Genomic DNA, 20,882 nt, shown 5'->3' on the forward strand with positions numbered 1-20,882 from the left:
GAGACGGGCGCGTGGGGGGAGCAGATGGCAGGCATGCGCGGTGCGGTTCTACTGCGGCAGCACTTCCAGGGTGGCCACGTAGTTGAGCCGACGTCGGCTGGCCTGCTTCAGGGACGGCTTGTCGTCCTCACTGCTGGCGTTGAGCCAGTACATGCCTGCCTGCGGCCAGGTCACCGTGAAGCGGCCCTGTGCGTCGGTGGTGAGTTTCATTTCTTCCTGGGCGTTGCGGTAGCGCGTATCACCGCGGATTACCGAGACCTCCAGCCCCGCGGCCGGCTTGCCGTCGATCTGCAGGGAAAAGCTTGCGGCCTCACCGGCGTAGAGGTCGTTGGGGTGGGTGACCGGCACCAGCTCCAGGCCCTTGCCACTGGGCTTGAGCGCGGTGTCGCTGGGCGCGCCGCGGGTGGCGAAGGTTTCCACCCGCATCGCGTTCTCCGAGACCTGCAGGTCCTTGGCGTTCTTGGGGACTTCGGTGGCGAAACCGGCCGCGTCGCCGCGCCAGCGCTTGCGCTTGCCATCGGCGTCGCGCCAGGTGGCGAACAGGCCGTCGCCGGCGATGGCCACCCGGTAGGTGCCCTCCTGCGCGAGCGGGACGTCGAACACGCTGCGGTACTTGCCGGTGCTCTCGTTCTGCGCCTGCACCGTACTGCCGTCCGGGGCGGTGATGGACAGTTCGTCCAGGCGCAACGGCACATGGTCGAAGTAGAACAGGTCGTTGGACACCGCCGCATCGACCGACAGCCACGGATCGGCGCCGGCGAAGGTGGTGCCCGAGGGCAGCAGCCACATCTTGTGCGCGGCGGCGGAGAACGAGGCCGTGGCCGCAGCCAGGGCCAACGCCAGGATCAGGGGACGCTTCATGCGGATGACTCCTAGAGGAAAGCAGGAACGGGAAAGGGATGGGCTCAGGGCTTGAGCGCCAGCGACACCGTGCCCAGCTCGGTCTTGCCCTGGGCCTTGCCGGCCTGGGCGGCGGTCGCCGGCCAGGTGAAGGGGATCTTGAGCAGCTCGCGTCCACCGACCTCGCGCGCGGCTTCCACCACCAGGCTGTACTGGCCAGGCGTCAGGTTCTTGAGCTGCGGCGCATTGCTGGCGAAGTCCAGGGTCTGCACGCCGGCCGGGCGGGTCGGGCCGGTCACGCCATCGACGGGCAGGTCCAGCGCACGCCCGGACTTGCGCCACCACTGGCGCAGGTCCGGCAACCACTTGGTGCCGTGCCCTTCCTTGGTGTCCTTGGTCTGATACCAGACCGCCAGATCGGCGGCGGCCTTGCCGTCGGCGCCTTCCACGTACACGGCCACGTAAGGGCGGTGGTACTCGGCGACATTGAGCGTGGGGATCTCCACCTTGACCTGCAGCTCGGCGGCATACGCGGGAAGGGCCAGCGCACCGCTCAGCGCGATGGTCAGGGTGATCGGAACGGTCTTGGTCATGGCACGCCAGTCCTTGTCGAATCAGTGGATGAAGATCAGCGCCAGCAACAGCGGCAACAACAGGCCCAGGCCGACCATCGGCCAGGTCAGGCGGCGCTGGCGCGCATGCAGTTGCAACAGCAGCAGGCCGGTGAGCGAAAACACCAGGCAGGCCACGGCGAACACGTCGATAAACCAGCTCCACGCGGTTCCGGCGTTGCGGCCCTTGTGCAGGTCGTTGAGATAGGAGATCCAGCCGCGGTCGGTGGATTCGTACTCCACCTGGCCGGTGTCACGGGTCAGGGCCAGCCAGGCGTCGCCGCCGGGACGGGGCAGGGACAGGTACACCTCGTCGGCCGACCATTCGGCGTTGCGCCCTACCGTGCTGATCCCCAGCTCGCTGTCCAGCCAGTCGGCCAGTACGCGCGGCAGGGGGGCGTTGCCGTCCTGGCGATGGCCCAGCGACTTCAGCAGTGCCGCCGGCATGGTGGTGGTGCGCTGGGTCACGACCGGCTGGGTCTCGATGCTGGCCGCATGGTTGAGGGTGATGCCGGTGGCCGCGAACAGCAGCATTCCGATCAGGCACACCGCCGAACTGATCCAGTGCCACTGGTGCAGCGTGCGCAGCCAGAAGCCGCGGCGCTGCTGGGCCGACAGGGGAGAAGAAGCCTGGGACAAGAGGGAGGAAGGCTCGGCGCAAAACAAGATCTGGATTACATCACGAATGAGAATCGATCTCAATTGATCCGATGGCAGCGCATGCCCGCATGCTCAGGTCTCGGCCCACCCACGCAGCAGGTTGTGATACACGCCGGTGAGTTGCAGCACCGCCTGCGCATCGCCGCCGGTGCGCGACAGGGTCTGGATGGCGGTGTCCATCTCCAGCAGCAGGCGCCGCTGGGCTTCGTCGCGCACCATCGACTGGATCCAGAAGAACGCCGCCAGCCGTGCCCCGCGGGTGACCGGGGTGACCCGGTGCAGGCTGCTGGACGGATACAGGATCAGGTCGCCCGCCGCCAGCTTGACCTCGTGCTCGCCGTAGGTGTCGCTGACCACCAGTTCGCCGCCGTCGTACTCGTCCGGCTCGCACAAAAACAGCGTGCACGACAGGTCCGAGCGCACCTGCACGCGTGCCTGCCCGGGACGGTCCAGGGCCATGACCGCACCATCCACATGGAAGCCGTATTCGCCGCCGCCGGCATAGCGGTTGAAGCGCGGCGGCAGCATGCGCAGCGGCAGTGCGGCGGCGAAGAACAGGGGGTTGCGTCCCACCGCGTCGAGCACCTGCTGCCCCAGTTGCTCGCGCAGCGGTGATGCATCGGGCACTTGTTCGTTGCGCTTGACCTGCGCCCCTTGCGCACCGACGGTCTCGCGCCCGTCGGTCCAGTCCGCCGCGGCCAGGGCCTGTCGCATCTGCCGGAGCTGGCCGGCATCGAGAACATGGGGAATGTGCAGCAGCATCGCGATGGACCTTGTTGCAATGAGGCACGGGAAGGCGCGCCTTCCCGTGCGGTGGTGTCACCTTGGCGGCAGGGCCACCGCTTAGAAGCGGAAGTCCGCGCTGAGCATCACCGTGCGCGGCGCACCGGGCGTATAGCGGTAGCCGCTCTTGTTGATCGCCGCCACGTAGCGCTTGTCGAACACGTTGTAACCATTCAGGCGCAGGTCCAGGTGATCGTTGACCGAGTAGGTGGCCACCGTGTCCCACACCGTGTAGGACTTGGTGAACGTTGGCGTGCCCGCCGCGCCATCGGTGCCGCGGTGCATCCGCCCGGAATAGCGCACGCCACCGCCCAGGGTCAGGCCGAAGGGCAGCCGGTAGGTGCTCCAGGCGGTGAAGGCATCGTCTGGCGTATAGGTCAGGTTGTTGCTGCCGTCCTGGGCGGTGTTGGCGCCTTCGACCACGCGGGTGTCCATGCTGGTATATCCGGCCGAGATCGCCCAGTTCTCGCTCAGCTTGCCCACCGCGGAGAGCTCGATGCCCTGCACGCGCTTCTCGCCGGTCTGGGTGGGATTGCCCAGGTCGTCCAGGACGGTTGTGTTGATCTCGTTGGTGACCTCGGTGCGGAACAACGCCATGGTCAGCAGCAGCTTGTCCTGGAGCAGGTTCCACTTGGTGCCGATTTCGGCCGTGCGGGCCTTCTGCGGGTCCAGGTTGGGGTTGTCAACGCTGCTGGCCGAGCTGCTCAGCTGGAACGAGCTGCCGCCTGGAGGCTGCTGGGACAGCGCGTAGTTCGCGTACAGGCTGACCACGTTGCCGACCTTGTACACGCCCCCCAGCTTCCAGTTGATCAGGGTGTCGGAGGCCTTGGCGTCCACGGAGGGGACCACCGTGCCAGTGGGCGCATCGCCGCAGGCCGGGCCACGCCGGCCGCCGCACACCGCCAGGCTGTTGAACTCGGTCCGGTAATGGTCGGCACGCAGGCCGGCGGTGAGCAGGAAGCGCTCGCCGAACTTCAGCGTGTCGAACACATAGAGCGAGCTGGTCGTGGTCTTGCCGTGGCTGTCGGCGCCGTTGTGCGCCCAGGTCAGGCCGGTGGCGTTCCAGTCCGGGTCGTACAGGTTGGCCGCCGTCCAGCTGCTGTCGTTGGTGACGGCCTGGCCACGCTGGTCCTGTTCCTCGCGGGTGAATTCAAGCCCGGTGCTGAGGTTGTGCACCACCGCGCCGGTCGTGATGTCCGCGCGCAGGTTGAGCTGGTCGGTGAGGATGGTGTTCTTCTGGTCCTTGAAAGTGGGCAGGCTGCGGTTGACCGTGTAAGTGGACAGGTCGTCGGCATCGCTGTACTGCACGTTGCCAGTGGCCCCTCCGGTGGTCATGAACGAGGTCAACAGGTAGTCCTGCCGGGTCTGCCCCCAGCGCGCGGTGTTGGTCAGCTTGAGCGTGTCGGAGAAATCATGCTCGAAGCGGAAGGTGGCCATCTGCGCGGTGACGTCGTCATGGTCGGCGCGGGTTCCATAGAAGTTCTCCGGATCCACCGGATGGCCGGCGAGCTGCTCCAGCCCCGCCTGCGGTTCCCAGCCGGGCAGGCCGATGGTCGGCACGCCGCCGTCCGGAATGTTGTTCTGCTTGACGTAGAGCAGGTTGAGGATCATGCGGGTGTCGCTACCGAGCCCCGTCACCAGCGAGGGCGCGAAGCCCCAGCGCTTGTTGACGACCTTGTCGCGGCCGGGGACATCGCTGTCCTGCCACAGACCGTTGAGACGCAGCGCGGTGCCGGATGCATCGTCGAGGACCAGGTTGGTATCGGCGGTCACGCGGCGCTGCCCGTCGATGCCGCCGGTGACCGTGCCAGCGGCCGCATTGCGCAGGAAGGCCTCCTTGCTGACCAGATTGATCGAACCGGTCGGCGCCGAGCGACCGGTATCGGTGCCGGCCGGACCCTTCTCGACCTCGATCTGCTCGATGTTGAACACATCCCGCGAGATCGAGCCCAGGTCGCGGATGCCGTCCACGAAGATGCTGCTGGAGGTGTCGAACCCGCGCATGTAGATCGCATCGCCGGTGTTGGTGCTGCCGTTCTCGCCAGAGTAAAAGGTGCCCACGCCGGGCGAATTGCGCAGGGCTTCGGTGAGCGTGGTCGCGCCCTGCTCGGTGAACAGGTCGTTGGTGATCACCTGCAGCGTCTGGGGCGTGTCCAGGATGGGCTGGGTGAACTTGGGCGAGGACACGTTGCGGGCCGCATAGTCCTTCACCTTGGAGGCGGTGACCTGCACCTCGCGAAGCGTGGTGGCGTCCTCGCGCTGGGTTTGCGGATCACGTGCGGACTCGGCCAGTGACGGCGTGTCGGCAGCGACGGCTGGCAGGGACAGGGCCAGGCTGGTGAGAAGGGTGGCGGCGGCAAGGGGGCGCGCGTCAGGCGCGTGCTTGCGGGAACGGATCTGCGACATGGGTGGTGGTCGTCCAATGGCTCTTTCGAATTGCCCCCATTGGCGATGGCTGACGGGAGTACGGCGCGCCGGTGCGAGCCGGGCAATGCCCGGATGCGAGGTGGCACGAATGGCGGGCGGGCGTGGCCTGCGGGCTCCCGTCTACCGGGGCGCAGGCGGGCGACCGCCGCTGCCGGTCCGGATTGTAATGAGAATGATTAGCGTTAACAAGACGTGAGACACCGCGCCCCGGAAGGGCGTGGCGTGCGCCCGCGGTGGAAGGGGCCTACGCCTCAGTACAGGCGGTGCCGCATCGTCTGGACGTGTGTCGGTGGATCGACGCCTTGCTTCGCTTCGCGCTTCAGTCGCGGTCGTCGCGCGACCAGACGCCGTCGTGTTCGACCTTGACCGGAAACTTCGGCACCGGCGCGTAGGCCGGTGCACACAGCGGGGCACCATCACGGATGTCGAAGCGCGCGCCATGCAGCACGCACTCCACGCTGCCGGCCTCCGCATCGAAGGTGCCCGCCGCGCTCAGCTCGAACTCGGCATGGCTGCAGCGATCCTCCAGCGCATAGAGGTCCCCGTCCAGGTTGAACACCACGATCGGCGTGCCGGTCACCTCGTCAAAGGTGCTGCGTATCTCCCCCGGCAGCAGTTCTTCGGTGGAACAAACGAAGGTCCAGGTCTCGCTCACAGGCCGCTCCTAGGCAAGAGATTTTTCCAGGACTTCGAAGCGCAAGTCATCGCGCAGCGGCGTGCCGAAGCGTGCATCGCCGTAGGGAAAGGGCTTGAAGGTGCCGGTGCGCACGTAGCCTCGGCGCTCGTAGAAAGCGATCAGGCTCTCGCGCACATCGATCACGGTCATGCGCATGCGGTCCACGCCGAACTCCTCGCGCGCCACGCGCTCGGCCTCGATCATCACGTCCTTGCCGATGCCCGCGCCCTGCAGCTCCGGTCGCACCGAGAACATGCCGAAATAGCCGGCCCCGTCCTCGCGCGCGACATGCACGCAGGCGACCAGCGCGCCGTCGCGATGGGCGAGCAGCACGCGGCTGTCGGGACGGGTGAGGTCGTGGGCCAGCACCTCGCGGTCGATGCGGTTGCCGTCGAGCAGGTCGGCCTCGGTGGTCCAGCCGACGCGACTCGCCTCGCCACGATAGGCGGAGGTCACCAGCGCGGTGATGGCGTCGATATCGGCGACGGTGGCGTCGCGGAAGGTCAGGATGTGCATGGGCGCATTGTAAAACGCCGGCTGGCGAACAGCTGCGTCGATGACACCCTAAGGCCAGGCGGATCCGTAGAGCGGAGCTTGCTCCGCTGCTCTCCGACCGGGTCACAGGAAAGTCCCCAGCCTGTAGAGCGGAGCTCGCTCCGCTTCTCTCCGACCAAGTCAGGAAGAAAGCTCCAGCGGAGCAAGCTCCGCTCTACGAGAGCCTTCCTCGACAGGCGCAAACGGCGCCTGCGCTCAGCCCAGCAGTGTGCGCGCCTTCTTCAGTGCGGTCACGAAGCCCTCGATCTCCTCGTGGGTGTTGTAGAAGGCCAGCGAGGCGCGCAGCGTGGCGGCCACGCCGAAATACTGCAGCAGCGGATGCGCGCAGTGCTGGCCGGAGCGCACGGCCACGCCATCCAGGTCGAGCAGAGTGGCCAAGTCGTGGGCGTGGGCGCCATCGATCAGGAAGGACACCACCGCGGCCTTGTCCGGCGCGGTGCCAAAGATGCGCAGGCCGTGGATGCGCTGCAGTTCTTCGGTGAGGTGGGCGAGCAACTCGGACTCGCGCGCGCGGATCGCGTCCATGCCGATGGTGCTCAGGTAGTCCAGTGCTGCGCCCAGGCCGACGAAGCCGGCGATGTTGGGCGTGCCGGCCTCGAACTTGTGTGGCACCTCGTTGAAGGTGGTGCGCTCGAAGCTCACCTCTTTGATCATCTCGCCGCCGCCGATGAACGGCGGCATCGCATCGAGCAGCTCGCGCCGCGCCCACAGCGCGCCGGTGCCGGTGGGGCCGCAGACCTTGTGCCCGGTCATCGCATAGAAGTCGCAGCCAATCGCGGCCACATCCAGCGCCATGTGCGGGGCGGCCTGCGAGCCATCGACGACGGTGACGATGCCGGCCTTGCGCGCGGCCCGGCAGATCTCGCGCACCGGGTTGACCGTGCCCAGCACGTTGGAAACGTGGGCCACGGCCAGCAGCTTCACCTGCGGGGTCATGGCCTTGTACAGCGCGTCCAGGTCCAGGCTGCCATCGGGCAGGATCTCGGCGACCTCCAGTCTAGCGCCCGTGCGCTGGGCGATGAGCTGCCACGGCACGATATTGGCATGGTGCTCCATGCGCGAGACCAGGATGACGTCGCCTTCCTTGAGGTTCGGCAGCGCCCAGGAATAGGCCACCAGATTGATGGCGAACGTGGTCCCGCTGCACAGCACCAGCTCGTCGGCGCGCACGCCCATGAAACGCGCCAGCGTCTTGCGTGCGCCCTCGTAGGCGTCGGTGGCCTCAGTGCCCAGTGCGTGCACGGCGCGGCTGACATTGGCGTTCTGGCGGCGGTAGAAGCCATCGACCGCCGCGATCACCTCGACCGGCTTCTGCGAGGTGTTCGCGTTGTCGAAGTAGATCAGCGGCTTGTCGTTGACCGCGCGGGTGAGCAGCGGGAAATCCAGGCGGATGCGATTCCAGTCCGGCGCCCCGGACTGCGCCGTGGTGGCTGCGGTGGGTTGCTGCACGATGTTCACGCGGCACCAGCCTGGCGCAGCGCCGTGTCCAGGATGCCGGTCAACTGCGCGCCCAGGGCTTCATCTTCCAGCACGGCCAGCGGCTCGCGGCAGAAGGCCGCGGTCAGCAGGCGCTGGGCATCGGCCTGCGGCAGCCCGCGCGAACGCAGGTAGAACAGCGCATTGGCATCCATCCGGCCCACGGTCGCGCCGTGCGCGGCCTGGACCTCGTCGGCGTGGATCTCCAGCACCGGCTGGGTGTCGATCTCGGCGGTGTCGGACAGCAGCAGGTTCTTGTTGGACAGGCGGGCGTCAGTGCCGTCGGCGCCTTCGCGGATCAGGATGCCGCCATGGAACACCGCGCGACCGCGGCCGGCGCCCAGGCCGCGCCAGGTCAGGCCACAGCTCGTGTCGCGGGCGATGTGGTCGATACCCAGGCGCGTATCGACGTGGCGGCGACCACCGGCCAGCAGGACGCCATTGGCATCCAGACGCGCGCCTTCGCCTTCCAGGCGCACGTTGAGTTCATGTCGCGACAGCGTCGCGCCCAGTTCCAGATCGACGCGCTTGTAGACCGCCTCACGTGCCAGCACCGCATCGGTGCGCAGCAGGCTGGTGGCCTTTTCGGCCTCGTGCTGGGCGCGCGCGTGGACCAGCTGCGCACCCTGGGCCAGATGCACGTGGGTCAGCGCGTTGGACAGGTGCGCGTGCTCGCCGGTGGCGAGGTGATGCTCGACGACCTGCAGGCGCGCACCGGCGCGCAGTTCGATCAAGTTGCGCAGGTGCCAGGCGCGGTCGGTGGTGTCACTCGCGCCCACGAAGACCAGCTGCAGCGGCGCGGCGACCTGCGCCCCGGCCTCGACCCGCAGCAGCACGCCTTCGGCGGCCAGCGCGGCGTTGAGCCGGGCGAAGATCTCGTCGTTGCGCTCGAACCGGCGCGCGAGGAAGCGCGCGGCATCGCCGCCGTCGGCCAGCGCCTGCGACAAACGCTGCACGCTGACGCCATCGCCCAGGCCCGACAGGTCGGACAGTGATGCGGCGTGGCGGCCATTGACGAATACCAGGCGCGGGGTGGGGATGTGCGCCAGCAGCGCGGCATCCACCTTCGGCGCTGTCTCGACCGGCGCGAAGCTGCGACGCTCCAGCATGCGCAGCGAGGTGTACTTCCACGCTTCATCGCGCTGGCTCGGCAGGCCGGCGGCCAGAGCGTCATCCAGCACAGAACGGCGCGCGGCATCGCCCGCGAAGGCCGCTGCCAGGGAGTCCAGCAAGGCGCTCATGCGGCTGTTTCCGGGGTCACGCGGTCCTTCAGCCAGGCGTAACCGTGGGCTTCCAGCTCCAGGGCCAGTTCCGGACCGCCGGTCTGGACGATCTGGCCGTCGGCCAGCACGTGCACCACGTCCGGTTTGATGTAGTCCAGCAGGCGCTGGTAGTGGGTGATGACCAGGAACGAGCGGCCGGCGCTGCGCAGCGCGTTGACGCCTTCGGCCACGGCCTTGAGCGCATCGATGTCCAGGCCCGAGTCGGTCTCGTCCAGGATCGCCAGCTTCGGCTCCAGCACGGCCAGCTGGAAGATCTCGTTGCGCTTCTTCTCGCCACCGGAGAAGCCCTCGTTGACGCCACGGTGCAGCAGCTCGTCCTTCAGGTGCAGCACGGCCAGCTTCTCGCGCACCAGCTTGAGGAACTGCATCGAATCCAGCTCAGATTCCCCGCGCGCCTTGCGCTGGGCATTGAGCGCCGCGCGCAGGAAGTAGGTGTTGTTCACGCCCGGAATCTCGACCGGGTACTGGAAGGCCAGGAAGATGCCCGCCGCGGCGCGTTCTTCCGGCTCCAGCGAAAGCAGGTCGGCGCCTTCGAACTGCACGCTGCCCTGGGTGACGTCATAGCCATCGCGCCCGGACAGGATGTTGCCCAGCGTGGACTTGCCCGCGCCGTTGGGGCCCATGATGGCGTGCACTTCGCCCGGCTTCACCTCCAGCGAGAGGCCCTTGAGGATGTCCTTGCCGGCAACGGCGGCGTGGAGGTTGTCGATCTTCAGCATGATGATGTCCATCTGATTCTTTTGGCCCCTCTCCCGGCGGGAGATGGGTTGGGGTGAGGGGGCGGGCGAAGTCTGGCGGAATCGGATCACGAGGCTTGGTCCGTGTTCTGATCCCGAACCTGCAATTGCAGGCTCACCTCGCGCCACCTTCTGCCTGAGGGCACCGAGTCCCTCAGGGAGAAGGAAACACGTCAGCCGACGCTGCCTTCCAGCGAGACTTCCAGCAGCTTCTTGGCCTCGACGGCGAACTCCATCGGCAGCTCGCGGAAGACCTGCTTGCAGAAGCCGTCGACGATCATCGACACCGCGTCCTCCTCGCTGATGCCACGCGCGCGGCAGTAGAACAGCTGGTCGTCGCTGATCTTGGAGGTGGTGGCCTCGTGCTCGACGGTGGCGCCGGGGTTCTTCACCTCGATGTAGGGGAAGGTGTGGGCGCCGCACTGCTTGCCGATCAGCAAAGAATCGCACTGGGTGTAGTTGCGCGCGCCGTCGGCGCCCTTGTCCACCTTGACCAGGCCGCGGTAAGTGTTCTGGCCGCGGCCGGCACTGATGCCCTTGCTGACGATCTTGGACTTGGTGCGCTTGCCGATGTGGATCATCTTGGTGCCGGTGTCGGCCTGCTGGCGGTGGTGGGTCAGCGCCACCGAGTGGAACTCGCCGGAGGCGTCATCGCCGAGCAGCACGCAGGATGGGTACTTCCAGGTGATCGCCGAGCCGGTCTCGACCTGGGTCCAGGTGACCTTGCTGCGATCGCCGCGGCATTCGGCACGCTTGGTGACGAAGTTGTAGATGCCACCACGGCCTTCCTCGTCGCCCGGATACCAGTTCTGCACGGTGGAATACTTGATCTCGGCGTCTTCCAGCGCGACCAGCTCGACCACCGCGGCGTGCAGCTGGTTCTCGTCGCGCATCGGCGCGGTGCAGCCTTCCAGGTAGGACACGTAGGCCTTGTCCTCGCAGATGATCAGGGTGCGTTCGAACTGGCCGGTGTGGCCGGCGTTGATGCGGAAGTAGGTGCTCAGCTCCATCGGGCAGCGCACGCCCTTGGGGATGAACACGAAGCTGCCGTCGGAGAACACCGCCGAATTGAGCGCGGCGAAGTAGTTGTCGCCGACCGGCACCACCGAGCCCAGATATTGCTTGACCAGCTCGGGATGTTCCTTGATCGCCTCGGACATCGAGCAGAAGATCACGCCCTTCTCGGCCAGTTCCTTGCGGAAGGTGGTGCCGACCGAGACCGAGTCGAACACCGCGTCCACCGCCACGCCGGCCAGCCTGGCGCGCTCGTGCAGCGGCACGCCCAGCTTGTCGTAGGTATCCAGCAGCTCCTGCGGCACCTCGTCCAGCGACTTGTACTTGGGACCCTTGGGCGCGGAGTAGTAGCTCAGCGCCTGGAAGTCGATCGGGGCGATCTTGAGCTTGGCCCACTCGGGCATCGGCATCTTCAGCCAGTGGCGGTAAGCCTCCAGGCGCCACTGCGTCATCCACTCCGGTTCGTCCTTCTTGGCCGACAGGGCACGGACGATGTCCTCGTCCAGGCCGGCGGGCAGCGAGTCGGACTCGATGTCGGTGATGAAGCCGGCGTCATAGCGGCGGCCGAGCTGCTGGACGATCTCGGCGTTGCGCAGCGGCGCTTCGGGAAGTTGGGTTGCTTCGGTGGCCATGTGGGCTGCCTACGGTTTCAGCTGGCGACGCGCGCGGCGATGGAGCGCCGGCGTGTCTCGGTGGAAGGGGAGGGCGGCGCAGGCTGGAGCATCTGCGCCAGGGTCATGCCGCGCAGGGCGTCGGCGACCACGTCGTTGATCAGGCGCCAGTTGGCGCGCGCCCCACATTGGTGGGCGATGCCGCATTGGCTGTCCTGCTGGCTGCACTCGGTGATGGCCAGCGGTCCTTCCATGGCCTCGATGATCTGGACCAGGGAGATATCGACGGCCGGATGCGCCAGCCGGTAGCCGCCATGCACGCCACGCAGGCCTTCGACCAGGCCTGCCTGGGCCAGCGGCTTGAGCACCTTGCTCACGGTGGTGGCTTCCAGGCCGGACGCCTCGGCCAGTTCGGTGGCACTGAGGACTTCGCCGGTACGGCCGGCCAGGACGGTCAGCAGTACGGTGGCGTAATCGGTGAGTTTGGTGACGCGCAGCATGGGAGTGGGTCGCGCGGGGCGACAGATCGAAACTGGACCGAAATTGTACGCTTTCGGTCCGCGCGGCTCAAACGGCGGGGTCGGGCCCGTTCAGGAGGCGGGCGCTTCCCGCGTCGGTAGCACCAACTGGAGATAGGGCGGGGCGGGCGTCTGGCCAGGCGGAAGCGCGGCGGGCGCCGGCGTCCCGGCCGGGCCCAATGCGCGGATGAAGTGATAGATCGCGCGCCGGTCCTCTTCATGCATCTGCCGCAGCATGTAGGCCGGCATCAACGGGCGCGCCTGCAGGGTGGCGGTGTAGGCGAGCCATCCGGCCTCATCGAGCCGGCCCACCGTCAGACGCAGGTTGGTGCCGTAGCTGGTGCCCCAGGGGCCGACGAAGCCCTCGCGGTTGCCCAGCAGCCATTGCGATGTCGGAATGTCTCCGCCACGCGCGCCGTAGTCCTGAGTGTGGCAGTCGTTGCAGCCGCCGATGCGGACCAGGTATTCGCCGCGTGCGGCCAGGTCCCTGGCCTGGGCCTGCGTGTCGGGCTGGGGGGTTGCGGCGCTTTCGTGGCAGGCGGCCAGGCACAGGACGCTGGCCAGGGCCACGATGGGAGCGAAGATCTGACGTGTCTGCATGGGCGCGGTCTCGGCCGGGATCTCGAAACTCAAGACGTGGCGCACGGTTGCGATCGGCCAAGGGCGGCGCCAGTGGCACGAAGCGGGCACCGCGGCCACAATGCCCCGTCACTTACCCACCGGACCTTTCGATGCCGCGCAAGATCGCCACCCGCAAATCCGCCATCCACGGCAACGGCATGTTCGCCGTGGCCCCGATCAAGAAGGGAGAGCGGCTGATCGAATACAAGGGCGAGCGGCGGACCCACGCACAGGCGGACCGCGACAGTGGCGGTGACGTGGAGAGCGGCCATACCTTCCTGTTCACGCTCAACGATAAATACGTCATCGACGGCGCGCGCGGCGGCAACAGCGCACGCTGGATCAACCACAGCTGCGATCCCAACTGCGAGGCGCTGATCGTCGAGCACGACGGCAAGGACCGGCGCAAGGATCAGGTGGTGGTCGAGGCGCTGCGCAACATCAAGGCCGGCGAAGAGCTGACCTACAACTACGGCATCACCCTGGAAGAGCCGCACACCGCGCGCCTGAAGAAGATCTGGGCCTGTCGCTGCGGCTCCAAGAACTGCACCGGGACCATGCTCCAGCCCAAGCGCTGAGTAGGGACTTTGCTCGCCATCCGGCGCCGGCCTCTGGCCTGCCGTGACCGCACAGATGCGTCGGGACGGTAAAAGGTTGCAATGACTGATGCCAGTCGGCGTCCTGCCGACCGGTGCCTAGTCTTCTCCCCCGACGGGCATCGGCCCAAAGGAAGGAGGCGCGCATGCGCATCGCAATGTTGGCCGGTGGGATCGGGCTGGCGCTGGCCTGGCAGGCCGGCGCCGTGGAGATCGATGGACGGATCGATCCGGACGAGTGGGCCGGGGCCCGCCACGTCACCGATTTCCGCCAGGTGCAGCCGCTGACGCGCGCGCCGGGCAGCCAGCCGACCGAGGCGTGGATCCTGGCCACCCCCGATGGCCTGGCCGTGGCCGTGCGCTGCGTGCAGCCGCCAGGCGTGCCGCGCACCCATCAGAAGGTGCGCCGCGACTTCGAGGATCAGGTCGACCGGGTCAACCTGATGATCGACTTCGATGGCGATGGCAGGACCGGCTACAACTTCGTGGTCTCCTCCACCGATGGCATCAAGGACGCGGTGATCACCAACGAGAACACCTTCAGCGACGACTGGGACGGTAGCTGGCGTCATGCCGTCAGCGAGGACGCGCAGGGTTGGTCGGTGGAGGTGCTGATCCCCTGGTACACCGCGCCGATGCACAAGGCCTCCGGTGATACGCGCCGGATGAAGCTCTACGTGGACCGGGTGATCGGCGCGACCGGCGAGCGCATGGCGTGGCCGGCGGCCAGCTTCGACCGGCCGCGCTTCCTGTCCGAGTTCGCCCCGGTGGAGGTCGCCGACTACGCGCAATCGCTGCTGGCGGTCACGCCCTATGTCTCGGGCCTGTACGACCGCGCGCACGGGGACACCGCATTCGACGGCGGAGTTGACGTGTTCTGGAAGCCCAACGGGCAGTTCCAGATGACCGCCACGGTCAACCCGGACTTCGGCCAAGTCGAGAGTGACGACCTTGTCGTCAACTTCGGCGCCACCGAAACCTACGTCAGCGACAAGCGCCCGTTCTTCACCGAGAACCAGGGGCTGTTCGAATTCACCACCCCCTCGGATTTCAGTCAGTTGCTCTATACCCGGCGCATCGGCGGTCCCTCGGACGATGGGCGCGGGGCGGCCGACATCACCGCGGCGGTCAAGATCAATGGCAGCCTGGGGGCGACCAAGTACGGCGTGTTCTACGCCGACGAGGACGGGGAGGCAGGGCGCAGTTTCCGCGCGCTGCGGCTGGTGCGCGATTTCTCCGACCAGAACCTCGGGCTGATGCTGACCCAGGTCGATCGTCCGTGGCTGGATCGCAAGGCGACGGTGCTGGGCGTGGACCACAACTGGCGGCCCAACGCGCGCTGGAACGTGCGCACGCGCCTGATCGGCAGCCAGATCGACGAGCAGGGCGCGACCAGCCGCGACAGCGGGGCCACGGTGTGGGCCGATTACGAGATGGACCATGGCTGGCGACAGCAGTGGATCGCCATGCACTTCGGCAACGACCTGCAGCTCAACGACGCGGGCTACCTGTCGCAGAACAGCCTCAACTACGCGCACTGGGAGGTGCGTCGGCGCTTCCCGGACCAGCCGGCCGATTCGCGCTATTCGTCCAAGGACTGGCGCTGGCGGATCAGCCAGGTCAACAACGACCACGGCGAGGTGCTCAACAAGCAGCTGCGCATCAGCCGCCAGGGGCGCCTGCGCGATGGCAGCGTCGAATACGTCCAGGCCAATTTCAACGATGCCGGCGTCGACGACCTGCTGACCCGCGGGCATGGTTCGGTCGAGCAGCCGTTCAATACCCAGCTGGTCTACGAGTACAGCCGTCCGCGAAAAGGACCCTGGGCGCATGAGCTGGAGCTGTGGACCAGGCGTGGTGCCATCTCCGATCCGGGCGCCTTGAGCTATAGCGTGGATTACACGGCGACCTATTTCATCAATGACGATTTCAGCGTGTACCTGGGGGGCTACGCCGACCATACGCCGGCCTGGTCTGTGTGGCAGCGCGACAATCTGGTCGGCCTGTACAGCGGGCGCGAGTGGCACCTCAACGCCGGGCTGACCTGGAACCTGGCCAACCGCCAGGAGCTGCGGGTGAAGCTGCAGGCGCTGGCCATCGACGCCGACGCCAGCGGTGCCTACCGCGTGGTGGGAACGCGGGCATTGCGCAGCGACGAGGACGTGTCGGATTTCAGCGTGCGCAACCTGGGCTTCCAGGTGCGCTATCGCTACGAAGTGGCGCCCATGTCGGACCTGTACGTGGTCTATGCCCGCGGTGGTTACGACGAGACCGATCGCAGCGACGCCATCGGAAGTCTGCTGAGCGACGCGCTGCGGCTGCACGACGACGAGCAGCTGCTGGTGAAGTTCAGCTACCGCTTCGAACTCTAGGCCGGCACGCCTGTCATAGGCGGGCGGCGTCGCATGCGCGACACTGCCGTGCAATCCTCCTTGGAGTCGTGTCATGTCCCGTTCCCTCGAAGGCCAGGTCGCCGTCATCACCGGTGCTGCCAGCGGCATCGGCAAGGCCCTGGCGCAGTCCCTGGCGCGCGCCGGTGCCGCCGTTGCCATCGCCGACCTCAACCTGGAAGGCGCGAAGCAAGCCGCCACGCAGATCCAGGCCGATGGCGATCGTGCGCTTGGCGTGGCGATGGACGTGACCGACGAGGCGGCCGTCAACGCCGGCATGGCCCAGGTCGAGCAGGCGCTGGGGCCAGTGGACATCCTCATCGCCAATGCCGGTGTGCAGATCGTCCATCCGATCCAGGCGTTTCCTTTCGAGGCATGGAAGAAGCTGCTGGCGATCCATCTGGATGGCGCCTTCCTGACCACCAAGGCGGTGCTGCCCGGCATGTACGCACGCAAGCGCGGCACGGTGATCTACATGGGTTCGGCGCATTCGCACGAGGCCTCGCCGCTCAAGTCGGCCTACGTCACCGCCAAGCATGGCCTGCTGGGCCTGGCGCGGACCCTGGCCAAGGAGGGCGGGCCGCATGGCGTGCGCAGCCACGTGGTCTGCCCGGGCTTCGTGCGGACCCCGCTGGTGGAAAAGCAGATCCCCGAACAGGCACAGCGCCTTGGCATCAGCGAGGACGAGGTGGTCAAGCGGGTGATGCTGGGCAATACCGTCGATGGCGCGTTCACCACGCTGGAAGACGTGGCCACCACGGTGGAGTTCCTGTGTGCGTTTCCGAGCAATGCGCTGACCGGGCAGAGCATCCTGGTCAGCCACGGCTGGCACATGGGGTGAGCGCAGACGTTCAGGCCGCGTCTGCGCGCATGCCGCCGATGTTCATGGGCATCGAATGCCGGGAGGACCAGCATGAAGATCCTCTTTCAACCGGAGTTTTCCCATGACCGACCTGACAGGCAAGACCGTCGCCATGCTGGCCACCGACGGCTTCGAGCAATCCGAGCTCATCGAGCCCAAGCGTCGCCTGGAAGCGCTCGGCGCGAAGGTCGATGTGGTGGCGCTGGACGGGCAGGACAGCATCCGCGGCTGGGACAAGAAGGACTGGGGCGAGTCGGTCAAGGTCGATCGACAGCTCGGCAAGGCCAATGCAGGCGACTACGACGCGCTCGTGCTGCCGGGCGGGGTGATCAATCCCGACCACCTGCGTCGCGAGGCGGCGGCCGTGGCCTTCGTCAAGGCATTCGCGGCCGACGACAAGCCGGTGGCGGCGATCTGCCATGGCCCCTGGATGCTGGCCGAGACTGGGCTGGCCAAGGGCCGCCGGCTGACCTCGTGGTCGTCGTTGAAGACCGACCTGACCAACGCCGGCGGACGCTGGGAGGACAGCGAGGTGGTGGTCGACGGCAAGCTCATCACCAGCCGCAATCCCGACGATATCCCTGCTTTCAGCAAGGCGATCGCCGACGCATTGGCGAGCTGAATCCGCATAGGGGGGCCGACCAGAACGCGGTGCCCTCAAAGACCAAAAGGCGCGATCTTCCGATCGCGCCTTTTCTTTGCTCCAAGCTCCGCTCGAAGCTACTGCGCTGTGTCCTTCGAGGGAGCCGCCGAGGCGACGGCGTCCGGCTCGAAGCCTTCCAGTTCGGCCGAGTCCAGGTGCCAGCGGCGCTGTTCGGGCGTGGCGCCATCGGCCATCACTGCGCGCAGGGTGAAGCTGCCGCGGTAATGGCGCACGCTTCCGTCGGTCTGGGCGGCGGCCAGTTCCACCGGCACCCGGATATAGCGCGATCCCGCCGCGCCTTCCTGGTCGAACGCCTTGCCGACCTGGGCCTGCACGGACGCGGTCTTGCCATAGCCCTTGGAGAAGACCTCATAGCTCTGGCGGCTGGCCGCGCCATCGTTGCCCCATTGGGCGTAGGCCAGTGGGTAGTCCTTGTCGTTGATGGCCTCGTAGTAGCGCCGCACCGTGTCCTCGGCCGCCTCGGGCGTGGCGGCCATGCTTGCGGCTTTGGGATCCTGGTCGGGAGCGGTGAGGTCGCCCTCGGCCTTGTCCATGATGGCCGCCGGCACCGGCGAGGCCTGCGGCTCGGTGATCGCGGCGACGGACGCATCGGGCGTTGCGGGCGTCGATGTCGGACTGGCGGTGCTGGCGGATGGGCCGCACGCGGCAAGCGCAGTCAGCGCCGTCGCGCCCACGGCAAGCAGGGCCAGACGCCCCCGGATTCGGTCACGGCGCATCGCTCAACTCCGGCATGCCGACAGGCTGGTTGAAATGGACCACGATCTTTCCGCCCTCCACGCGCGTGGACTCCACACGCAGGTTGCCGAAGTTGGCCAGCAGTTTCGGATCGAGTTGATACAGCGGTTCAGTGCTCGCGTAGTCCTGCAGGAACAGGCTGACCAGTTGGCGGTCGCGGCTTCGCAGCTCGCCGCCATGGGTCGGGACCACGCGATCGACACTGGGCGCGTCCAGGAAGACGGCCATCTTGTCGGCGTCGTAGCGCAGCCCGCTGCTCAGCCACACCCGGCCCAGTGGATTGCCGCTGGCACTCGCATCGAACTGCATCTGGACGCGATCGCCGTCGGCGGGGATGGTGAGCTGCGGGTTGCTCGCCGTCATTGAGACCAGCCCGCCGAGGGCCTGGAACTGCCGTGGGAACTCGGACTGCAGGTAACCCTGCACCTGCTCGGCCGAGACGGCCAGATCCTGGGAAGGCTTGCCCTGTGCCCAGGCGGCCGCCGCAGTGCTGACGGCCACCAGCGCCAAGGCGACAACGCCGGCGCGGATGCGCGTGACGATCGATGGCTTCATGCGAGTATCCCGAGTGGCTGCGCTTGGATTCGTGCTGGACACGATAAGCACGCGCGGTGAACCGGGCCTCAATCGAGCTGCGGATGGAGGGACGCCGTGGTGATTTCCCAGTGGCTGGCGTCCGCCGCACGGCGTACGCGATACCAGCCGCGCCACTGCTGCACGCCACCATCGCGATCGGCGACGCGAAGCCGCACCGGGACCTCGAATGACGGGGACGGGACCTGGTCCGGATCGAGCGGAACCGGTGCGTCGGTGTTGATGCGCATCGAGCGCGGCCCCAGCGCGCGCAGGGCGGCATCATCCGGGACGGGCGGCGGCTTGCCGCCCACCCAGAGCCCGTCTGCGGCCGCCGTGTCACCGGTCGCCAGGGCACCGAGGTAGCGCTGCATCAGATCGCCGGCTTCCGACATCGCGCTGCGTTGCGCCTGCAGGGCCTCGGTCCGGGCCTGGCGCGCCTTGAGTTCAGCTGCGTCGACGGCTTGCGGCGCGGCCGCTGGCGGCTGTGGGCTCGCCTCGCGGTGAATGGCGTCCGGGTCGGGCTTGCGGCTGCATGAGCAGGCGCCAAGCGACAGGCTCAAGGCAAGGAGGAGCGCGATGCGCATCGAAAGTTCCGTCAGCGACGATGCGGCGCAGTCTAGCGGCAGCGGCCTGGCGCCGCCGCGCTGGGTTCAACGGCGTGGGTCGATCCCGGCGATGAAGCGGTCGAGCACCGGTTCGAGGGTGTCGAACGGATCTTCCTGCGCGTTCCGATGGGCATGGGCCAGGTCGCGCAGGACGCGACTGGCGACCAGCGTCGCGGCGCGCTCATCGGCACTGAGCTGACGGTGGCGCTGGGAGTGGTGCATCAGCCGCAGCCAGTCCTGGCTGGCGCGGTGTTCGAACTCGATGCTGCAACGGTCGACGCAGGGATAACCGTCGTCCTGAACGGGCGTGATGGTGATGCGGTAGCGATGGGGGCGTTGCTCGTGCATGTCGCTCACGGCGGTGAAGGCATGCGCCCACGTTAGGAAACCACAGAGCCGGCGGCGAGCGGGCGGGGCGCGACTCAGTGTTCCAGCCTTTCCCGCGTCGCGCCGGCACGCAGCGCCGGCAGCGGGTCGCGCGCGCCGGCGGCACCGTAGATGCCGTAATGCAGGTGGGTCGGCGTACCGCGCGCGTTGCCGCTGTCGCCGACGTAACCCAGCAAAGTCCCCGGCAGGACGCTCTGTCCTTCATGCAGGCCATCGGCCCATCCCTGCAGATGCGCGTGGTAATAGCGCTCGCGGCCGGGCCCCAGCACCCAGACCTGGCGCCCACCGAGTCCGCCATCGCGGATCGAGGTGACCACGCCGGGTGTCGCACTGCGCACCGGTGTCCCGCGTGGGGCAAAGATGTCCACGCCGGCATGGGTGCGCGTGCGGCCGCGCGGCGCGCCGAAGGTGTCCGCGATACGGCGGGCGCTGACGCCATCGACCGGGGAGGGCAGGGCCGAGGCCGGTTCCATGCGCGAGATGCGCCAGAGCATGCGCGGGGTCTCCAGGAACGGCTGGCGCCAGGCCCACGCAGCGGCCAGGCCAAGCGCGCCCATCCACAGCAGCGGGCGAATGGCGCGCCACGCCTGTCGGGCCGGGGAGGTGTCGTGAGAGACGGTGGACATGCGCCACAGCCTGGCCCAGAGACGATGAGTGCCCGATCAATCCGTTGTAGCGCCGCCCAAACGAAGAACGGGACGGCTCGCGCCATCCCGTTCTGGAAGCCTGTTGGAAACGCGCCTGTGGATCAGGCGGCGGAATCCTTCAGGGTCTTCAGGAAGGTGCACTTGAGCTTGGTGGAGGCCGGCTTGGCGGCGAACCACTGCTCTTCCTTGGTGAAGGGGTTGATGCCCTTGCGCTTGGGCTTGGCCGGGACGCTGACGGTCTTGATCTTCAGCAGGCCTGGCAGGGTGAAGCTGCCTGCGCCCTTCTTGCTGACCGAGCCCTGGACGGTGGCCTGCAGCGAGCTCATCACCGCGCGGACGTCCTTCGGGGCCACGCCGCTGGTCTCGGCGATGTGCGCCACCAGGCCGGACTTGGTCAGGGTTTCCTTGATGGGCTTGGGAGCGGCGGGTTTGGCGGCGGTCTTGGCGGCCTTCTTCGGCGCTACCTTCTTGGTGGTCTTTGCCATATGTGTCCTGATGTCCCGTGTTGGGTGAAGTATTCGGGCCGAAACGGTCGGCATGCGGAATGTAGGGCAAGAGTCCGCGCGCGCCAAGGGGAAAAACGGCTTTTTTCGGGTCTTTCCAGCGAT

The 20,882-nt window shown here is 67.4% G+C and carries 23 protein-coding genes; 4 read left to right on the plus strand and 19 right to left on the minus strand.

The window, feature by feature from the left end; all coding sequences use genetic code 11:
- Positions 1-48: 48 nt before the first annotated feature.
- The 13 genes from ACORQU_RS14860 to ACORQU_RS14920 form a co-directional block, all read right to left on the minus strand.
- Positions 49-861, minus strand: a complete 813-nt coding sequence (locus ACORQU_RS14860; RefSeq protein WP_491641870.1) for a DUF4198 domain-containing protein — start codon at positions 859-861, stop codon at positions 49-51.
- A 44-nt stretch (positions 862-905) separates the two neighbouring features.
- Positions 906-1,433 carry a DUF2271 domain-containing protein gene (locus tag ACORQU_RS14865; RefSeq protein WP_491641871.1) on the minus strand — a complete coding sequence of 176 codons (528 nt, stop codon included), beginning with the start codon at positions 1,431-1,433 and terminating at the stop codon, positions 906-908.
- A gap of 21 nt (positions 1,434-1,454) precedes the next feature.
- Entirely contained in the window at positions 1,455-2,090 is a 636-nt protein-coding gene (locus ACORQU_RS14870; protein ID WP_491641872.1) for a PepSY-associated TM helix domain-containing protein, read from the minus strand.
- A 93-nt stretch (positions 2,091-2,183) separates the two neighbouring features.
- A complete protein-coding gene (locus ACORQU_RS14875) occupies positions 2,184-2,873 on the minus strand; it encodes a Fe2+-dependent dioxygenase (protein WP_491641873.1) in 690 nt (229 codons plus the stop codon).
- Positions 2,874-2,954: 81 nt separating this feature from the next.
- Entirely contained in the window at positions 2,955-5,300 is a 2,346-nt protein-coding gene (locus tag ACORQU_RS14880; protein ID WP_491641874.1) for a catecholate siderophore receptor Fiu, read from the minus strand.
- A gap of 340 nt (positions 5,301-5,640) precedes the next feature.
- Complete coding sequence (locus ACORQU_RS14885) at positions 5,641-5,976, minus strand: non-heme iron oxygenase ferredoxin subunit (RefSeq protein ID WP_491641875.1); 336 nt, start codon at positions 5,974-5,976, stop codon at positions 5,641-5,643.
- 9 nt (positions 5,977-5,985) lie between these two features.
- On the minus strand, positions 5,986-6,513 hold the full coding sequence (locus tag ACORQU_RS14890; RefSeq protein ID WP_491641876.1) for a GNAT family N-acetyltransferase: 528 nt from the start codon (positions 6,511-6,513) through the stop codon (positions 5,986-5,988).
- 234 nt (positions 6,514-6,747) lie between these two features.
- Positions 6,748-8,001, minus strand: coding sequence for a cysteine desulfurase (locus tag ACORQU_RS14895; protein ID WP_491645142.1), 1,254 nt, complete (start codon positions 7,999-8,001; stop codon positions 6,748-6,750).
- A 5-nt stretch (positions 8,002-8,006) separates the two neighbouring features.
- Positions 8,007-9,269 (minus strand): Fe-S cluster assembly protein SufD, encoded by a 1,263-nt coding sequence (gene sufD / locus ACORQU_RS14900; protein ID WP_491641878.1) that lies wholly within the window; start codon positions 9,267-9,269, stop codon positions 8,007-8,009.
- Positions 9,266-10,030 (minus strand): Fe-S cluster assembly ATPase SufC, encoded by a 765-nt coding sequence (gene sufC / locus ACORQU_RS14905; protein ID WP_491645143.1) that lies wholly within the window; start codon positions 10,028-10,030, stop codon positions 9,266-9,268. The genes sufD and sufC overlap by 4 nt, the downstream gene beginning before the upstream one ends.
- A 191-nt stretch (positions 10,031-10,221) precedes the next feature.
- Positions 10,222-11,694, minus strand: coding sequence for a Fe-S cluster assembly protein SufB (gene sufB / locus ACORQU_RS14910; RefSeq protein ID WP_491641879.1), 1,473 nt, complete (start codon positions 11,692-11,694; stop codon positions 10,222-10,224).
- A 17-nt stretch (positions 11,695-11,711) separates the two neighbouring features.
- Positions 11,712-12,173: an SUF system Fe-S cluster assembly regulator gene (locus ACORQU_RS14915; protein ID WP_271646408.1), complete on the minus strand. Its 462-nt coding sequence runs from the start codon at positions 12,171-12,173 to the stop codon at positions 11,712-11,714.
- 90 nt (positions 12,174-12,263) lie between these two features.
- On the minus strand, positions 12,264-12,836 hold the full coding sequence (locus ACORQU_RS14920) for a cytochrome C (protein WP_491641880.1): 573 nt from the start codon (positions 12,834-12,836) through the stop codon (positions 12,264-12,266).
- Positions 12,837-12,922: 86 nt separating this feature from the next.
- Between ACORQU_RS14920 and ACORQU_RS14925 the strand changes: the two genes are divergently transcribed.
- The 4 genes from ACORQU_RS14925 (at position 12,923) to ACORQU_RS14940 (ending at position 17,282) form a co-directional block, all read left to right on the plus strand.
- A complete protein-coding gene (locus ACORQU_RS14925; protein WP_491641881.1) occupies positions 12,923-13,390 on the plus strand; it encodes an SET domain-containing protein in 468 nt (155 codons plus the stop codon).
- Between the two features lie 164 nt (positions 13,391-13,554).
- A complete protein-coding gene (locus ACORQU_RS14930) occupies positions 13,555-15,780 on the plus strand; it encodes a DUF5916 domain-containing protein (RefSeq protein ID WP_491641882.1) in 2,226 nt (741 codons plus the stop codon).
- A gap of 73 nt (positions 15,781-15,853) precedes the next feature.
- Entirely contained in the window at positions 15,854-16,639 is a 786-nt protein-coding gene (locus ACORQU_RS14935; protein WP_491641883.1) for a 3-hydroxybutyrate dehydrogenase, read from the plus strand.
- Positions 16,640-16,742: 103 nt separating this feature from the next.
- Positions 16,743-17,282: a type 1 glutamine amidotransferase domain-containing protein gene (locus tag ACORQU_RS14940; RefSeq protein ID WP_491641884.1), complete on the plus strand. Its 540-nt coding sequence runs from the start codon at positions 16,743-16,745 to the stop codon at positions 17,280-17,282.
- 98 nt (positions 17,283-17,380) lie between these two features.
- On the opposite strand, the gene ACORQU_RS14945 is transcribed toward ACORQU_RS14940, so the two are convergent.
- From ACORQU_RS14945 to ACORQU_RS14970, 6 genes are all read right to left on the minus strand, one after another.
- A complete protein-coding gene (locus tag ACORQU_RS14945; protein ID WP_491641885.1) occupies positions 17,381-18,040 on the minus strand; it encodes a hypothetical protein in 660 nt (219 codons plus the stop codon).
- Entirely contained in the window at positions 18,030-18,614 is a 585-nt protein-coding gene (locus ACORQU_RS14950) for a YceB family lipoprotein (RefSeq protein ID WP_491641886.1), read from the minus strand. Before ACORQU_RS14950 ends, ACORQU_RS14945 begins: the two co-directional genes overlap by 11 nt.
- A gap of 68 nt (positions 18,615-18,682) precedes the next feature.
- Entirely contained in the window at positions 18,683-19,219 is a 537-nt protein-coding gene (locus tag ACORQU_RS14955; protein ID WP_491641887.1) for a hypothetical protein, read from the minus strand.
- A gap of 66 nt (positions 19,220-19,285) precedes the next feature.
- Positions 19,286-19,588 (minus strand): DUF3861 family protein, encoded by a 303-nt coding sequence (locus ACORQU_RS14960; RefSeq protein WP_271646399.1) that lies wholly within the window; start codon positions 19,586-19,588, stop codon positions 19,286-19,288.
- 74 nt (positions 19,589-19,662) lie between these two features.
- Entirely contained in the window at positions 19,663-20,184 is a 522-nt protein-coding gene (locus ACORQU_RS14965) for a M23 family metallopeptidase (RefSeq protein WP_491645144.1), read from the minus strand.
- Positions 20,185-20,375: 191 nt separating this feature from the next.
- Complete coding sequence (locus ACORQU_RS14970; RefSeq protein WP_491641888.1) at positions 20,376-20,759, minus strand: HU family DNA-binding protein; 384 nt, start codon at positions 20,757-20,759, stop codon at positions 20,376-20,378.
- Positions 20,760-20,882: the final 123 nt, after the last annotated feature.

The organism is Pseudoxanthomonas sp. JC1303 (assembly GCF_058448525.1).

What these genes read in the sequence shown, in the direction of transcription:
- ACORQU_RS14945 (WP_491641885.1), bottom strand. Translation starts at nt 18,040, where the DNA reads ATGCGCCGTGACCGAATCCGGGGGCGTCTGGCCCTGCTTGCCGTGGGC.
- sufD (WP_491641878.1), bottom strand. Translation starts at nt 9,269, where the DNA reads ATGAGCGCCTTGCTGGACTCCCTGGCAGCGGCCTTCGCGGGCGATGCC.
- sufB (WP_491641879.1), bottom strand. Translation starts at nt 11,694, where the DNA reads ATGGCCACCGAAGCAACCCAACTTCCCGAAGCGCCGCTGCGCAACGCC.
- ACORQU_RS14880 (WP_491641874.1), bottom strand. Translation starts at nt 5,300, where the DNA reads ATGTCGCAGATCCGTTCCCGCAAGCACGCGCCTGACGCGCGCCCCCTT.
- ACORQU_RS14955 (WP_491641887.1), bottom strand. Translation starts at nt 19,219, where the DNA reads ATGCGCATCGCGCTCCTCCTTGCCTTGAGCCTGTCGCTTGGCGCCTGC.
- ACORQU_RS14890 (WP_491641876.1), bottom strand. Translation starts at nt 6,513, where the DNA reads ATGCACATCCTGACCTTCCGCGACGCCACCGTCGCCGATATCGACGCC.
- ACORQU_RS14970 (WP_491641888.1), bottom strand. Translation starts at nt 20,759, where the DNA reads ATGGCAAAGACCACCAAGAAGGTAGCGCCGAAGAAGGCCGCCAAGACC.
- ACORQU_RS14930 (WP_491641882.1), top strand. Translation starts at nt 13,555, where the DNA reads ATGCGCATCGCAATGTTGGCCGGTGGGATCGGGCTGGCGCTGGCCTGG.
- ACORQU_RS14965 (WP_491645144.1), bottom strand. Translation starts at nt 20,184, where the DNA reads ATGGGCGCGCTTGGCCTGGCCGCTGCGTGGGCCTGGCGCCAGCCGTTC.
- ACORQU_RS14940 (WP_491641884.1), top strand. Translation starts at nt 16,743, where the DNA reads ATGACCGACCTGACAGGCAAGACCGTCGCCATGCTGGCCACCGACGGC.
- ACORQU_RS14925 (WP_491641881.1), top strand. Translation starts at nt 12,923, where the DNA reads ATGCCGCGCAAGATCGCCACCCGCAAATCCGCCATCCACGGCAACGGC.
- ACORQU_RS14935 (WP_491641883.1), top strand. Translation starts at nt 15,854, where the DNA reads ATGTCCCGTTCCCTCGAAGGCCAGGTCGCCGTCATCACCGGTGCTGCC.
- ACORQU_RS14865 (WP_491641871.1), bottom strand. Translation starts at nt 1,433, where the DNA reads ATGACCAAGACCGTTCCGATCACCCTGACCATCGCGCTGAGCGGTGCG.
- ACORQU_RS14950 (WP_491641886.1), bottom strand. Translation starts at nt 18,614, where the DNA reads ATGAAGCCATCGATCGTCACGCGCATCCGCGCCGGCGTTGTCGCCTTG.
- ACORQU_RS14960 (WP_271646399.1), bottom strand. Translation starts at nt 19,588, where the DNA reads ATGCACGAGCAACGCCCCCATCGCTACCGCATCACCATCACGCCCGTT.
- ACORQU_RS14860 (WP_491641870.1), bottom strand. Translation starts at nt 861, where the DNA reads ATGAAGCGTCCCCTGATCCTGGCGTTGGCCCTGGCTGCGGCCACGGCC.
- sufC (WP_491645143.1), bottom strand. Translation starts at nt 10,030, where the DNA reads ATGCTGAAGATCGACAACCTCCACGCCGCCGTTGCCGGCAAGGACATC.
- ACORQU_RS14875 (WP_491641873.1), bottom strand. Translation starts at nt 2,873, where the DNA reads ATGCTGCTGCACATTCCCCATGTTCTCGATGCCGGCCAGCTCCGGCAG.
- ACORQU_RS14915 (WP_271646408.1), bottom strand. Translation starts at nt 12,173, where the DNA reads ATGCTGCGCGTCACCAAACTCACCGATTACGCCACCGTACTGCTGACC.